Origin of the sequence: Streptomyces sp. DH24 (assembly GCF_029813775.1) — a bacterium.
Lineage (GTDB): Bacteria > Actinomycetota > Actinomycetes > Streptomycetales > Streptomycetaceae > Streptomyces.
In genome coordinates this window covers 22275-36952 of sequence record NZ_JARVKW010000034.1, presented here as the reverse complement: position 1 = coordinate 36952, position 14678 = coordinate 22275, and the positions used below count along the sequence as shown (strand labels likewise).

Below are 14678 nucleotides of genomic sequence, written 5' to 3'. Positions count from 1 at the left end.
AAGCTGAGTAGGTTTCAGTTCTCTTGCCGGGGGCCGTCTTTGGGGCGGTGCGGGCCCGGTACCGGGCGGAATCTCCGAAGAGGCCCAAGAGGTCGGGGTCGGCGGCCGGCACGCGGAAGTACTCCCCGGCATCCGCGACGAGTTCGCGGGTCCGGAGGCCCGGCAGGCCGCCCCTCACACCCGACGAGGCGAGGCCAGCAGATAGCGCTCCCGGCTCCGGGGGTCGGTGTACTCCCCGACCTGCCATCCGGCCCCCTCCAGCGTGGCCGCGCAGGCCCGCAGCGCCGTGCCGTCGGGCCCGTGCACGCCCACGGAGTCGGGCTGCGGCGTCGCCCGCACCCGGTAGCCGTCGCCGTCCGGTCCGGCGGGCCGGTGCCCGGCCGCCTCCAGCGCGAGCGCCGCGGCCCGCACCAGATGCGTCCGCTCCCAGCCGCAGGGCCGGTCGGTGGAGCCGTCCGGATTGGTCATCCGCCGCAGCTCCAGCAGCCCTTGCCAGGCACTTCGCACCTCACGGCGGCGGGCCGGGGTGGGCGCCGCCGCGTCCTCCTCGCCACCGACACGGGCCACGAAGGGGCCGCGGTCGGCCGGCTCGGGAGCCCCGGGTGCCTCCGGCTCGTCCGCCTGCTCCCGGGCACCGGCGTCCCGCAGCCGGTGCCCGGCCGGCGTCAGGAAGTGGTCGTGCGGAGGCCGGGGATGCCGGAAGGCCAGCCCGCGCTTCACCAGCGCGGCCAACTGCGCGTCGCTCCCCCTCAGCCTCCCGGTGACGGGATCGGCGCCCTCGATGATCCGCCGCTGAGCGGCGGTGGGCGGTCGCACCACGGCGGCCTCCTTCCCGGAACGGGTGGTCACCTTGCTGCGCAGCGTACGACGGAGGTGTGACAGCGCCGGGGCGGGACGGGGTGTGGCGGCGCCAGGACGAGGCGGGGTGTGACGGCGCCGGGGCAAGGTGGGGTGTGGCGGCACCCGGACGGGACGGCGCGACGGCGCCGCCCTCCTCCGGCCGGGTCCCGGAGGGGGCGGCGCTCACGCCCCTACGGCGTCACGTGTTGTTGGCCAGCGCCAGGAGCCGGTCGCGGGTGCCGTTGAACTTGTTGCGGTCCACGTTGCCGGACACCCCGCTGACGGAGCCCGTGCTGGTGTACTGCCACACCGTCCAGTACGGGAAGCCGTTCGGGATGGTGGGGGAGTGGTTCGTGGTCCAGTGCGCGGCCCACAGCGGGCTCTTGTCGCCCATGCCGGTCCAGTTGCCGGTGCAGGTGTTCCACCAGCCGGCCGTCGTGTAGATCACCACGTCACGGCTGGTGCGTGACTTGTAGGTGTTGTAGAAGTCGTTGATCCAGCTGCGCATCTGCGTGGTCGACAGGCCGTAGCACATCGCCCCGTAGGGGTTGTGCTCGATGTCCAGGACGCCCGGCAGGGTCAGGTTGTCGCGCGACCAGGCGCCGCCGTTGGAGGCGAAGTAGTTCGCCTGGACGGCTCCGCTGGAGAGGTTGGGACGCGCGAAGTGGTACGCGCCCCGGATGACGCCCGCGTAGTAGGCGTTCGTGTAGTTCGTGTTGAACCGGTCGTCCTTGTAGCTGGTGCCCTCGGTCGCCTTGATCCAGGCGAACTGGATGCCCGCGTTGCGCACCGAGGTCCAGTTGATGGCGCCCTGCCAGTGCGAGACGTCGATGCCCTGGACGCCGTCCGTGTGGGACAGCGTGCCCGGCCCGGAGTCACCGGCCGGGGCGCCCTCGTGGACGCGCTGGCCCACGCCCATGTACGCCTCGCCCGGGCGGACCTTGACGGGGTTCTTGTCGGGCTGCGGCGCGGCGGTCGCGCCGCCGGCGGCGGTGGCCGTCAGGGCGAGGGCCGCCACCGCGGCGCCGAGCGCCGTGCGTCTGGGGAATCCGGAGAGACGGGAGCGGAACGAGAACATGGCTGCCTCCTGGCGCAAGGGGGGATGGGGAGAGGAGGTGACGCCGGCCGTTGCCACTGGGGGTTCCGTGCAGGGTTTTGTCGTGCGCGCGTCATTAGTTACGCATGCCGAATCTACGCGTGTAAAGGCCCTTCGGTCCTCGCTGGTGGTCTGGTCCACTGCCGGGCCGCGCTGCCGGGGAGTCTGCGGCCGGGGCAGCGGAAACTTTCATGACTGAAAGCTGAATGTCCCCGTATTTCCCGGGAGTCGCGCGCGGGTCACTGCCGGTACCCGCTCAGGAAGCGCCCGATCCGGCCGATCGCCGTCTCCAGGTCGTCCGCGTGGGGAAGCGTGAGGATGCGGAAGTGGTCGGGGGCCGGCCAGTTGAAGCCGGTGCCCTGGACCACCTGGATCTTCTCCTGGAGCAGGAGGTCCAGGACGAACTTCTCGTCGTCGTGGATCCTGTGCACCTCGGGGTCCAGGCGCGGGAAGGCGTACAGGGCGCCCTTCGGTTTCACGCACGTCACGCCGGGGATCTCGTTGAGCTTCTCCCAGGCCACGTTCCGCTGTTCGTGCAGCCGGCCGCCCGGTGCGGTCAGTTCGCGGACGGACTGGCGGCCGCCCAGCGCGGCCTGGATGGCGTACTGCGCGGGCGCGTTGGCGCACAGCCGCATGGAGGCCAGCATCGTCAGGCCCTCCAGGTAGTCCTTCGCGTGCTGCTTCGGTCCCGTGACGACGAGCCAGCCCGAGCGGAAGCCGGCCACGCGGTACGTCTTCGACAGGCCGCAGAAGGTGAGGACGACCAGGTCGGGCGCGAGCGCCGCCGTCGAGTGGTGCACGGCGTCGTCGTAGAGGATCTGGTCGTAGATCTCGTCGGCGAAGACCATCAGGCCGTGGCGGCGGGCGAGGTCGAGGATGCCCTCCAGGACCTCCTTCGGGTACACCGCGCCCGTCGGGTTGTTGGGGTTGATGATCACGACGGCCTTCGTGCGGTCGGTGATCTTCGACGCCATGTCGTCCAGGTCCGGGTACCAGTCGGCCTGTTCGTCGCAGAGGTAGTGGACCGCCTTGCCGCCCGCCAGGGTCGTGACCGCCGTCCACAGGGGGAAGTCCGGGGCCGGGATCAGGATTTCGTCGCCGTCCTCCAGCAGGGCCTGCACGGCCATCGAGACGAGCTCCGAGACGCCGTTGCCCAGGAACACGTCGTCGACGTCCACCTCCAGGCCGAGCGTCTGGTAGCGCTGGGCCACCGCCCGGCGGGCCGGGAGGATGCCGCGCGAGTCCGTGTAGCCGTGCGCCCGCGGCAGCATGCGGATCATGTCCTGGAGGATCTCCTCCGGCGCCTCGAACCCGAACAGCGCCGGGTTCCCCGTGTTGAGGCGCAGCACGCTGTGGCCCGCCTCCTCCAGCGCGTTGGCGTGCTCGATCACCGGGCCGCGGATCTCGTAACAGACCTCGCTGAGCTTGCTCGACTGCCGGAACTCCATGCGCCGCCGCCTCTCCGCCAACTGGTGTTGCTTGGTTTTACCAAGTGTCGGCTTGGAAAGTCCAACGACATGTCTAGACTGCGTCGCATGTCACCCCGCAGAAGCTACGACCAGTACTGCTCCGCCGCCCGCGCGCTCGACGCCGTCGGCGACCGCTGGACCCTGCTGATCGTCCGCGAGCTCCTGGCCGGTCCGCGGCGCTACACCGACCTGCACGCCGACCTGCCGGGCGTCAGCACGGACGTACTGGCCTCGCGGCTGAAGGACATGGAGCGGGACGGGCTGGCCACCCGGCGCAGGCTGCCGCCGCCCGGCGCCGCGTACGTGTACGAACTGACAGCGCGGGGGCGGGAGTTGCTGCCGGTGCTGCAGGCGCTGGGGCGGTGGGGGCAGGCCGGTCTGGGGGAGCGGCGGCCGACCGACGCCGTGCGCGCGCACTGGTTCGCGCTGCCGATGCTGCGGCAGCTGGAGGGCGAGGGCCTGGTCGAAGTGCGGCTGGACGAAGGCGACTTCCACCTGTACGTCGGCGCCGGGGACGGTGCCGTGTACGGCGTCGGGCCCGCCCCGCGCGAGCCCGACGCCCGGCTCGTGATGGACACCGGGACGTGCACGGCCGTCGCCCGCGGCGAGTTGAGCGTCGTCGACGCGGTGCGGGCCGGGCGGGTCGAGGTGACCGGCGAGGGCACACCGGCCAAGGCCCTGCGGGAGGGGTGAGGGCTCCGCCCGGGAACGAGGAAGGGCCCGCCCCGGGGACGGACCCTTCCTCACCTGTTCCTCCGCTCAGGCGCCCGGCGGTACCCGCGGCGGGCGGCCCGCACCGCGGGCCAGCGCGTGACCGCCGATGCCCGCGAGCGCGGCCAGCAGGCCGCCGACGCCCGTCCACACCCAGCGGTCGGACCACCGGCCCGACGTCCAGCCGTCCTCGGGTTCCAGCCCGGCCAGTACGGCCGGACTCCCCTCCTCCGACTCCGTTCCGAGGGCCACACCCGGCACCAGCGGCTCCGCCAGCCTGCCGTCCACGGCCGCCGAGCCGCCGGCGTCCCTGGAGTCCACCCGCACCTCGGCGCCGACCGGCAGCCCCAGGTCGGACGTCGCCAGCCCGACCGCCGTGAGCCGGACGTAGTACGTGCCCGGCAGCGGGTCGTTGGCCCACGGCTGAGACCAGGCGCGCACCGTGCGCAGCACGCACGCCAGGTCCACGGACGCCGTGCCCGCCCCGGCGGTCCGCTTCTGTGCCCCGTACTGGCAGGCCTGGCGGCGCCGCAGCCCGTCGTACACGTCGATCTGCCAGGCCTGCGCGGCGTGTTCGCCGGGCAGCCGGACCGTCGCGCGGACGGTGGGGCGCTGTCCGGCGTCCGCCGGGAACGACCAGTACAGGTAGTCGCCGGCCGAGCCGTTCGCCGTGGCCCGCTGCCCCTGTTCGATCTCGGTCGCCGTGCGGAACGACGTGCCCGCCGAGACCGGTGCCGCGTCGTCCCCCGACGGGCTCGCCGAGGGGGAGGAGTCGGCCGCCGCCGGGGCCGCGGCCGGGCCGAGGACCAGCAGGGCGGCGCCCACGCAGCGCGCGGTCATCTGTCCGGTGCTCAAGTTCCGTGCGATCCGCATCAGTTGGTCCTCCAGACCGCGATCCGCCAACGCGACAGCCATCCCCCGAACAGGCCCGCGAGGAAGCCGACGGCGACGAGCGCGCCGAGCAGCCACCAGCCGCGGCCGAGACCGAAGGACGCCACGTCGTCCGCGACGCTGGGCCCGTCCACGACGTCGACCGTCAGCTCCACCGGCAGACCCGGCGTGGCCCGCACACCGGACGCCGCGGAGAAGGAGTTCGTGACCGCCAGGCACACCGTCTCGGCGGCCGGCCTGCCGGTGTCGGCGTCCTCGATGTCCGGCTTCGGGTAGCGCAGGCCCGTCGAGATCACATCCGTGCGGCCGTTGCCCGCGGCCTCGCCGCGCACGATCTCCCGGCCCGAGACGGTCACCGCCCGCAGCAGCACCCCGTAGTCGGGGCGCACGGGACGGTCGGCGGCGACGCTCACCGAGGCGCGCAGCTCCTGGCCCGGCAGCACGTCCACGCGGTACCAGCGCTGCTGCCCGAACTCCTCGCGGTCGGTGTACAGGCCGGACTTCAGCACCGGCGCCTTCGGGCACGCGTCCGCGCCCTCGGTGGCGACCGGCGTCACCACCGGGTCGGCGGCCCGCTCCACCAACTGGCTGACTTTGTCGGCGAGTTCGTCGGTGTGCTCCACCGACGTGTACGTCCCGCCGGTCGCCTCCGCGATGCAGCTGAGCTGCCGGCGCATCGTGGTGTTCGGGACCAGGCCGAGCGTGTCGATGGTCAGCCCGATGCCTTCGGCGGCGATCTCGCGGGCCACCTCGCACGGGTCGAGCGGGGCGCAGGTGTCCTCGCCGTCGCTGATCAGCACGATGCGCTTGGAGCCGGTGCCGCCGTCGAGGTCGTCGGCCGCCTTCAGCAGGGCCGGCCCGATCGGCGTCCAGCCGGTCGGCACGAGCGTCGCCACCGCCGTCTTCGCCTCGGTGCGGTCCAGCGGGCCGACCGGGTAGAGCTGCGCGGTGTCCTTGCAGCCCGTCTCTCGGTCGTCGCCCGCGTAGTCCGCGCCGAGGGTGCGGATGCCGAGCCGGACCTCCTCGGGGGTCGCGTCGAGCACCTCGTTGAAGGCCTGCTTCGCCGCGGCCATCCGCGTGCCGCCGTCGATGTCCCGGGTCCGCATCGAGCCGCTGACGTCCAGCACGAGATCGACCCTGGGTGCGTCGTCGCCCGTGGGCTCATCGGCGCCCGCCCCGGCCGGGAACGCCGCCCCGGCCGTCAGCGCGGCGAGCAGGGCGCACATGGCTGCCACCGGCCGTGTTCGTCTGATCATCGGCGGATCTTATTGATCTTCGGCGCCCTGATCCAAAACGGTGCGTCAAGGAGCGGCAAAGCGCAGCGGGTTGGGCAGGTCGGCCCACAGATCGCCGGGCGTTCCCGGAGACAGCCGCATCAGCGTCAGCGCCTTCGTGGGCAGCGGCTCGTCGAGCAGCGCGACGAGGTCCGGGGTGCGCGGCAGATCCCGTACGGCCGACTCCAGCGCGGCGCGCAGGGCCGGACCCGAGCCCGCCGCGCCCGCCAGCGCGCCCGCGACCAGCGAGCCGAACAGCTTGCGGCGCAGGGCCACCGGATCGTCCGTCACCATCCGCTCGGGCAGGCCGGGGACCGGCACGCCGTGCCGCGCGAGACGGGCCGGGCTGACACGGATGTCGGCCAGGTCGCGGTAGACCAGCCGCACCGGATCGCCCGCCGGGGACAGCACGACGAGCAGGTTCTGGCCGTGCGCCTCCAGGGCCACGCCCAGCTCCAGCAGCCGCAGGCCGGCGGTGAGGGCGAGCCGGGCGAAGGCGGCGAGCCGGCCCGGGGAGGCGGGCAGTTCGGTCGCCGGCAGTGCGGCCACGGGGACGACGTGCTCGCCGGGTGCCGCGTAGGCGCTCGGCGACTCGCGCAGCACGGCGGCCAGGTCGGGGGAGTGCGCGGTCGCCGCGCCCAGGGTCCGGGTGACGTGCAGCAGGCCGTCCGCGCGCGGCGCCAGCGCCTCGGCGAACGCCGACACGACGGCGGACGCGCCGACCGACGCCACCGAGATGTCCCGCACCGAGGACGTCAGGCGGGCGCTCAGCGCAGTCTTCACGTGCGGGCCGTCCGGCAGGGCGAGGGTGCGCAGCGCCATCAGCGGGTGCGCGGCCAGCCGCGCCTCGCACGGCCGCTTCAGCACGTGCGCGGCCTGCCACGGATGCACCGGGATCAGCACCCGGTCCCCGTCCCGCATCGCCTGCGGCCACACCCCCGTCACCAGGCACTCCGCCGCCCGCACCGGCACCGTGCCCAGGCCCACGACCGGCCGGTGCTCGGGTGCCAGGGCGAGCTGCTCGGCGACCGAGAACCCGGGCCGGGAACGGCAGTTGGGATGGAAGGGATGACCGTCGACCACCCGCTGCTCCCACTCCCAGTCCGCCCCGGGCCACTCCGTCGGATGACCCACCTGTCCGGCCCGCGACAGCGCCAACGAGGCGACACTGTGGCCGAGTTCGGCCGCGAACCCGGCCGCGTGCGGCACGGCCAGCTCCGTCACCAGCGCGGCCGGATCGTCGTACGGCGTGCCGTCGAGGCCCACGGCGGTGACGTACGCGGACGTGGCGTACGGGTCTGCCGCCGGGCCGTCCAGGCGCCGCCCGTCGGACAGCCGCAGCACCAGGCCGTCCCGGACCGGCTCACGTGCCGCGATCCAGGGCAGCGGCTCGTGGGCGAGACCCCGCCACAGCCGGGTCAGCACGGCCGCGCGGGCCCCGGGCAGCGCGGCCGTGTAGCGGGGCACCAGATCGGGGCGCGCTTCGGCCAGTTCGCGGCCGACCTCGGCCTCGGCGGTGGAGGGACGGTGCACGGGCGGGCTCCTCGAATACGGGTCGGACGTGCGGGGCGGCACAGCGGGACGATGCCAGACATACTGATCGTCTCCGCCCCGAACAGACCGTAGGGAACAGTGGAACGCGTGGACCCCATGCCCCCGTCCGCAGCCGAAGCCACCGGCGGCGGCACCCCGCACCGCGCCGGGCCCGGCGGCGGCACCTCCCACCGCGCCGACGAGACCGCACGCCGCGCCGACGCCTGCGCCACCGCGCCGCTGCTGAACTGTCTGCTGCGCGAGGTCGCCCGGCGCGTGCCGGTGTCCGGCGAACGGCCGGTCTACCGGCTGCCCGGCACCGGACGGCTGCTGCGGGTGCGCGCCGGGCGCCGGCCCGCCGGACCCGAGGTGTACGCGGCGGGGACCTGGCACCGCCTCGGCCACACCGATCTGGTGAAACTCGTCGCCGAGGAGGTGGGCCGGCACACCGGCGTCACCAACCACGAACTGCCCGCCGAGATGATCGACAGCCGGGACGCGGTCGCCGCGCTGCTGACCGCCCGCGCCGGCGCCGCCCCGCCCGACGACCCCTACCTGCGCTCCGAGCAGTCCCTCGTCACCGGCCACCCCCACCACCCGGCCCCGAAGGCGCGCGGCGGCGACCCGGCGGCGCTCTGGCTGCCCTACGCCCCCGAGGCGCACGCCCGCTTCCCGCTGGTGCTCCTCGGGGTGCGCGCGGACACCGTCGTGGACGACGGGAACACCTCCGCCCTCGACGCCCTCGGCACCGCCCCGCCCGGCTACCGGCTGCTGCCCGCCCACCCCTGGCAGCTCGACCTCGCCGCCGCCGCGCTCGCGCCCGCCTTCGCCGACGGCCGGCTGATCCGCCTCGGCACCACCGGCCTCCCCGTCTGGCCCACGGCCGCGATCCGCACGGTGTACGCGCCCGAGCGCGACCTGTTCCTGAAGTTCAGCCTCGACGTGCGCATCACCAACGACATCCGCCGGCTGTGGCGCCACGACCTGCACCGGCTGCGCCGTACCGACGCCGCCGCCCGAGCCGCCCTCGCGGCCTGCCCGGGACCCGCCGCCTGGCTGAGCGACCGGGGGCACCGCACCGCCGACTTCGCCTACGAGGAACTCGCCGTGGTCGTCCGCGACGGGCTGCGCGACCACCTCCTGCCCGGCGCGACCCCGCTGCTCGCGGCCGGCCTCGCGGAGGGCTTCGCGGACAGCCCCCTCGACCGCACGGCCGACCCGGAGGCCTGGTGGGCGGCCTACCTGCGCCAGGTCGTGCCCCCGGCGCTGACCGCGTTCGCCGACCACGGCGTCGTACTGGAGGCCCACCTGCAGAACACACTGATCGCCGTCGACGCCGACGGCACACCGGTGCAGGCCCTCTTCCGGGACGCCGAGGGCGTCAGACTCCTGCCCGACGTCTCCCGCGCCGCCGGCTGGGAACGGCTCCAGTACTGCCTGGTCGTCAACCACCTGTCCGAGATCGCCGCCGCCCTCGCCGAACGCCACCCCGGCCTGGACCCCTGGCCCGCCGTACGCCGTGAGCTCGCCCGGCACGACCTGCCCGAGGCCGCCGCGCTGCTCACCGCGCCGACCCTGCCGGGCAAGACCAACCTGCTGCTGCGCTGGACCGGCGCGGACGGCGCCGACGCCCGCTATCTGCCGCTGCCGAACCCGCTGGTCAGCACGTAAATCCCGGTGAGCGGCCCGGACCGCTGCCGTACCCTGGCGGGTGTGCTGCGCGACGTGACTGCTGTTCGCTACGTGACCCCCCTGCGGTCCGGCGGCTCCGTACCCGGAGTCTTCGAGGCCGACGACCTGGGCACGTACGTCGTCAAGTTCACCGGCTCCGCGCAGGGCACCAAGGCGCTGGTCGCCGAGGTGATCGTCGGCGAGCTGGCCCGCGCGCTGGGCCTGCGCTTCCCCGAGCTGGTGCTGGTGCGCTTCGACCCGGCCGTCGCCGACGCCGAGCCGCACCAGGAGGTCCGCGACCTGCACGCCGCCAGCGCCGGGACCAACCTGGGCATGGACTTCCTGCCGGGCGCGCGGGACTTCACGCCCGAGGTGGCCGAGGACTTCCCCGTCGACCCGCTGGAGGCCGGCCGGATCGTCTGGCTCGACGCCCTCACCCTGAACGTCGACCGCACGGTGCACAGCTCCAACCTGATGGTCTGGCCCACGCGCGGTGTCGCACCGCCGCGCCTGTGGCTGATCGACCACGGGGCCGCCCTGGTCTTCCACCACCGCTGGGACCTGTCCGCCCCCGAGAAGGCCTACGACTTCCGCCACCACGCCCTCGGCCACTACGCGCCGGACACCCGCGCCGCCGACGCCGAGCTGGCGCCCCGCGTGACCGAGGAGCTGCTGCGCGAGGTGGTCGCCGAGGTGCCCGACGCCTGGCTGGCCGGGGAGGAGGGCTTCGCGACACCCGACGAGGTCCGGGAGGCGTACGTCGCCCATCTGCACGCGCGCGTGCGGGCGTCCGCGGCCTGGCTGCCCGTGGACTTCCCGGGCCGCGAGGAACTGGCCGCGGAGAACGCGCGCCGCGCGGCGAAGACCCGGCAGGGACGGCCGGACTGGCTCAAGCGGGTCCCCGACCTGCACGGCAAGCCGGCCGCCGAACAGGATTGGTCGGTGCACCTTCGATGACGTCCGGGACCCGTCGCGTCGAGATCGAGTACTGCACGCAGTGCCGGTGGCTGCCGCGCGCCGCCTGGCTGGCGCAGGAGCTGCTGACGACGTTCGAGTCGGAGCTGACCGAGCTGTCGCTGAAGCCCGGCACCGGCGGCGTCTTCGTCGTGCGGGTGGGCGACGAGGTGGTGTGGGACCGCCGCGAGCAGGGCTTCCCGGAGCCGACGGCGGTGAAGCGGGCCGTACGCGACCGAGTGGCCCCGGGCAAGGCCCTGGGCCACTCGGAGCGATGAGCCGCTGATCAGCCCTTGAGCTGCTCGTACGCCGGCAGGGTGAGGAAGTCGGCGTAGTCCTCGTCGAGAGCGACCGTCAGCAGCAGGTCGTGGGCCTGCTGCCAGTTGCCGGCCGCGAAGGCCTCCTCGCCGATCTCGGCGCGGATGTTCGCGAGTTCCTCGGCGGCGACCTTGCGGGCCAGGTCGGCGGTGACCTGCTCGCCGTTGTCGAGGACGACCCCGGCGTTGATCCACTGCCAGATCTGGGAGCGGGAGATCTCGGCGGTGGCCGCGTCCTCCATCAGGTTGAAGATGGCGACGGCACCGAGGCCGCGCAGCCAGGCCTCGATGTACCGGATCCCGACCTGGACGGCGTTGACCAGGCCCGCGTACGTCGGCTTGGCGTCCAGGGAGTCGATCGCGATGAGGTCGGCGGCCTTCACGTCGACGTCCTCGCGCAGCCGGTCCTTCTGGTTCGGCCTGTCGCCGAGCACCTTGTCGAAGGACTCCATGGCGATCGGCACCAGGTCCGGGTGGGCCACCCAGGAGCCGTCGAAGCCGTCGCCGGCCTCGCGGTCCTTGTCGGCGCGGACCTTCTCGAAGGCGACCTTGTTGACCTCGGCGTCCCGGCGGGACGGGATGAACGCCGCCATGCCGCCGATCGCGTGCGCGCCGCGCTTGTGGCAGGTGCGCACGAGGAGTTCGGTGTACGCCCGCATGAACGGGGCGGTCATCGTGACCGCGTTGCGGTCCGGGAGGACGAACCTGGCCCCGCCGTCACGGAAGTTCTTGACGATGGAGAACAGGTAGTCCCAGCGGCCGGCGTTCAGCCCGGCGGCGTGGTCGCGCAGTTCGTAGAGGATCTCCTCCATCTCGTACGCGGCCGTGATGGTCTCGATGAGGACCGTGGCGCGGACGGTGCCCTGCGGGATGCCGGTGTAGTCCTGAGCGAAGACGAACACGTCGTTCCAGAGGCGGGCCTCCAGGTGCGACTCGGTCTTCGGCAGGTAGAAGTACGGGCCCTTGCCGAGGTCGAGCAGGCGCTGGGCGTTGTGGAAGAAGTACAGGCCGAAGTCGACCAGGGCGCCGGGGACCGCACGGCCGTCGGCGTCGGTGAGGTGGCGCTCGTCCAGGTGCCAGCCGCGCGGCCGCATGACGACCGTGGCCAGCTCCTCGTTCGGGCGCAGCGCGTACGACTTGCCGGTGCGCTCGTCGGTGAAGTCGATGTTCCGGGTGTAGGCGTCGATCAGGTTGAGCTGGCCGCCGACGACGTTCTCCCAGGTGGGCGCCGAGGCGTCCTCGAAGTCCGCGAGCCAGACCTTCGCGCCCGAGTTGAGCGCGTTGATGGTCATCTTGCGGTCGGTGGGGCCGGTGATCTCGACGCGGCGGTCGTTCAGGGCCTCGGGAGCGGGGGCCACCTTCCAGGAGTCGTCCGCGCGGATCGCGGCGGTCTCCGGGAGGAAGTCGAGCGTGGAGGTGCGGGCGATCTCGGCGCGGCGCTCCGCGCGGCGCGCGAGGAGTTCGTCACGGCGGGGCGTGAACCGGCGGTGCAGCTCGGCCACGAAGGCGAGCGCCGCCTCGGTGAGGACCTCCTCCTGCCGGGGCAGGGGCTCGGCGTCGGTGATGGCCAGCGGGGACGGCGCTGGTGTGGACATGAGCTGTCACTTCCTTCAGCGAGCGTGGCACCGGGTGCCAGTCTTCCCGGGTGCTGCCGGATACGGCGAATGGACGCCCGTGGAGCCCTTGGGCGCTTCTGAACAGTGGATACTAGTTTCCTCATGGTGGAAGTTCAATGTTTTGTTGACGTCGAGATTCTCCGAATCGAGCCAAGGTGGCGCTCGGTGCCACCCCGTTCACCGAAGGTGTCCGAGGTCGGCGGCGGTGTCGATGTCGTACGCCTGCGCCACGTCCCCGCACTCGACCAGCGTGATCGCCTCCTCGTGCCGTGCCAGATAGGCGCGCGCCCCCCGGTCGCCGGTCGCGCTCGCCGCGATGCCGGCCCAGTGGTCCGCGCCGAGGAGGACCGGGTGCCCCCGCACGCCGGCGTACGCCGCCGACACGAGTGACGTCTCGTCCCGGTACCCGGCGTACACCCGGGCCACCGCCTCGGGCCCGATGCCGGGCTGGTCGACCAGGAAGACCAGCGCCGCCCGCGCGCCGGTCCCGGCGAGTGAGGCCAGCCCGGCCCGCAGCGAGGACCCCATGCCCGCCTCCCACCCGGGGTTGTCCACGAGCACGCAGCCGTCCAGCTCCGCCCGCTCGCGCACGGCGTCGGCCGCGGCCCCCAGGACCACGTGCACGCGCGTGCAGCCCGCCGCGCGCAGCACGTCTACCGCGTGTTCGACGAGCGGGCGTCCGTGGTGTTCGAGGAGCGCCTTGGGCCGTCCGCCGAGCCGCCGGCCGCCGCCCGCCGCGAGCAGCAGCCCGGCGATCTGTGGTGCGTCGTAGGTCATGCGCCCTGCATACCCGACCCGCCGTCCGACGTCCTGGCGAGCGCCCGGTTTCGCGGGGCTGAATTTCGGCCGGTGCGGTGGCGGGGCCCCTGCCGGGTGGCGTTTACTGACCGGCGTCTCCGGGCGCCCGACCAACGCCGCGGGGGCGCCCCGGGCAACGAGTACGAGACGGCGCACGACCGTGCGCGAGGGGGGAGAACCATGTTGCGGAGTGCGGGACACAGGACGGTGACCGGCAGCGGCGAGGACCCGAGAGCGGCGGAACTGCGGGCGGCGGTGTCCCGGCTGTGCCGCGAACTCGCCGCGCACCCGGCCGACTTCCCGGACCGCGCGGTCGCCGAGGAGGAACTCGCCGAGCTCGCCGCCCTGTCGGCCGACGGCACCCCGGAGATCCCGCGGCTGCGCACGTCGCTGCTGCGGATCGCCGGGGCGATCGGTTCCGTCAGCGCCCTGTCGGGCGGCCTGGCGCAGGTCCGCGAGGCGGTGGACCGGTTCGGCGAGCCCCGGCGCGGCTGAGGGCGGCGAACAGCCGAAGGCGCGGAAGTAGCCGTAGACGGCGAAGACGGCGACAGCCCCCGGTCTCCCGGACCGGGGGCTGTCGCCGTGCGTGGGGAAGGGTGGGGGTCAGGCGGCCGGGCCGCCCGAGGTCGCCAGGGCCTGCGCCAGCTCGGCCGCGACCTCCTGGAGCACCGGCACGATCTTCTCGGTCGCGGCCTCCGTGACCCGGCCCGCCGGACCCGAGATCGAGATGGCCGCGGCGGTCGGGGAGTCGGGCACCGGGACCGCGAGGCAGCGCACGCCGATCTCCTGCTCGTTGTCGTCGACGGCGTAGCCCCGGCGGCGCACGTCCTCCAGCGCCGCGAGGAAGCCGTCCGGCGTGGTGATCGTCTTCTCCGTCGCGGCCGGCATGCCGGTGCGGGCCAGCAGGGCGCGCACCTCCTCCGGTGGGAAGTCCGACAGCAGGGCCTTGCCGACGCCGGTGGAGTGCGGCAGGACGCGCCGGCCGACCTCCGTGAACATGCGCATCGAGTGCTTGGACGGCACCTGCGCCACGTAGACGATCTCGTCGCCGTCGAGCAGCGCCATGTTCGCCGTCTCGCCGGTCTCCTCGACCAGGCGGGCGAGGTAGGGGCGCGCCCAGGTGCCCAGCAGCCGGGACGCGGACTCGCCGAGCCGGATCAGGCGCGGGCCGAGCGCGTAGCGGCGGTTGGGCTGCTGGCGTACGTATCCGCAGGCCACCAGCGTGCGCATCAGGCGGTGGATGGTGGGCAGCGGCAGTCCGCTGCTGGCGGAGAGCTCGCTCAGGCCGACCTCGCCACCCGCGTCCGCCATCCGTTCGAGCAGGTCGAAGGCGCGCTCCAGGGACTGGACGCCGCCACTGGCGGCGGACCGGGCGGAGTCGGTGGTGCTGGCGCTGGACGTCGGCACGGCGCGTTCCTTTCGGGACTGGCGGGAAGGGCAGAAGCCTACCCGGCAGTCGGTTGACTCCCCGCTTGTGCGTAGCTACGTTCTGCTTGCTGGAATTCTAA

The 14678-nt window shown here is 73.7% G+C and carries 14 protein-coding genes; 5 read left to right on the top strand and 9 right to left on the bottom strand.

The features are described 5' to 3' along the window. Positions 1-174 precede the first annotated feature (174 nt). From QC282_RS24405 to QC282_RS24395, 3 genes are all read right to left on the bottom strand, one after another. Positions 175-819, bottom strand: coding sequence for a hypothetical protein (locus QC282_RS24405; RefSeq protein ID WP_279551726.1), 645 nt, complete (start codon positions 817-819; stop codon positions 175-177). A gap of 220 nt (positions 820-1039) precedes the next feature. Next, positions 1040-1918 carry a lysozyme gene (locus QC282_RS24400; RefSeq protein ID WP_279551696.1) on the bottom strand — a complete coding sequence of 293 codons (879 nt, stop codon included), beginning with the start codon at positions 1916-1918 and terminating at the stop codon, positions 1040-1042. A gap of 257 nt (positions 1919-2175) precedes the next feature. Continuing rightward, positions 2176-3384 (bottom strand): pyridoxal phosphate-dependent aminotransferase, encoded by a 1209-nt coding sequence (locus QC282_RS24395; protein WP_279551695.1) that lies wholly within the window; start codon positions 3382-3384, stop codon positions 2176-2178. Positions 3385-3471: 87 nt separating this feature from the next. Here QC282_RS24395 and QC282_RS24390 point away from each other — a divergent pair, with 87 nt between their 5' ends. After that, positions 3472-4098 (top strand): helix-turn-helix domain-containing protein, encoded by a 627-nt coding sequence (locus tag QC282_RS24390; RefSeq protein WP_279551694.1) that lies wholly within the window; start codon positions 3472-3474, stop codon positions 4096-4098. Positions 4099-4164: 66 nt separating this feature from the next. Here the strand turns inward: QC282_RS24390 and QC282_RS24385 are convergent, their stop codons facing one another. From QC282_RS24385 to QC282_RS24375, 3 genes are read right to left on the bottom strand one after another with little or no spacing between them, the layout of a single operon-like run. After that, positions 4165-4989, bottom strand: a complete 825-nt coding sequence (locus tag QC282_RS24385) for a hypothetical protein (protein ID WP_279551693.1) — start codon at positions 4987-4989, stop codon at positions 4165-4167. Then, on the bottom strand, positions 4989-6263 hold the full coding sequence (locus tag QC282_RS24380) for a VWA domain-containing protein (RefSeq protein ID WP_279551692.1): 1275 nt from the start codon (positions 6261-6263) through the stop codon (positions 4989-4991). Before QC282_RS24380 ends, QC282_RS24385 begins: the two co-directional genes overlap by 1 nt. A 45-nt stretch (positions 6264-6308) precedes the next feature. After that, positions 6309-7814, bottom strand: a complete 1506-nt coding sequence (locus QC282_RS24375; RefSeq protein ID WP_279551691.1) for an IucA/IucC family siderophore biosynthesis protein — start codon at positions 7812-7814, stop codon at positions 6309-6311. A gap of 117 nt (positions 7815-7931) precedes the next feature. On the opposite strand from QC282_RS24375, the gene QC282_RS24370 reads away from it, so the two are divergent. Genes QC282_RS24370 through QC282_RS24360 form a run of 3 tightly spaced genes read left to right on the top strand, consistent with a single transcriptional unit; the run spans position 7932 to position 10717 of the window. Continuing rightward, entirely contained in the window at positions 7932-9485 is a 1554-nt protein-coding gene (locus QC282_RS24370) for an IucA/IucC family siderophore biosynthesis protein (RefSeq protein ID WP_279551725.1), read from the top strand. A gap of 42 nt (positions 9486-9527) precedes the next feature. Beyond that, positions 9528-10442: a HipA family kinase gene (locus tag QC282_RS24365; protein WP_279551690.1), complete on the top strand. Its 915-nt coding sequence runs from the start codon at positions 9528-9530 to the stop codon at positions 10440-10442. Continuing rightward, positions 10439-10717: a SelT/SelW/SelH family protein gene (locus QC282_RS24360; RefSeq protein ID WP_279551689.1), complete on the top strand. Its 279-nt coding sequence runs from the start codon at positions 10439-10441 to the stop codon at positions 10715-10717. Before QC282_RS24365 ends, QC282_RS24360 begins: the two co-directional genes overlap by 4 nt. 8 nt (positions 10718-10725) lie before the next feature. Here the strand turns inward: QC282_RS24360 and aceB are convergent, their stop codons facing one another. Beyond that, complete coding sequence (gene aceB / locus QC282_RS24355; RefSeq protein WP_279551688.1) at positions 10726-12351, bottom strand: malate synthase A; 1626 nt, start codon at positions 12349-12351, stop codon at positions 10726-10728. A gap of 198 nt (positions 12352-12549) precedes the next feature. After that, positions 12550-13149: a nucleotidyltransferase family protein gene (locus QC282_RS24350; protein ID WP_279551687.1), complete on the bottom strand. Its 600-nt coding sequence runs from the start codon at positions 13147-13149 to the stop codon at positions 12550-12552. A 201-nt stretch (positions 13150-13350) separates the two neighbouring features. Between QC282_RS24350 and QC282_RS24345 the strand changes: the two genes are divergently transcribed. After that, a complete protein-coding gene (locus QC282_RS24345; protein WP_279551686.1) occupies positions 13351-13665 on the top strand; it encodes a DUF5955 family protein in 315 nt (104 codons plus the stop codon). A gap of 108 nt (positions 13666-13773) precedes the next feature. Here QC282_RS24345 and QC282_RS24340 read toward each other — a convergent pair whose 3' ends face one another. Continuing rightward, positions 13774-14577: an IclR family transcriptional regulator gene (locus tag QC282_RS24340; RefSeq protein WP_279551685.1), complete on the bottom strand. Its 804-nt coding sequence runs from the start codon at positions 14575-14577 to the stop codon at positions 13774-13776. Positions 14578-14678: the final 101 nt, after the last annotated feature.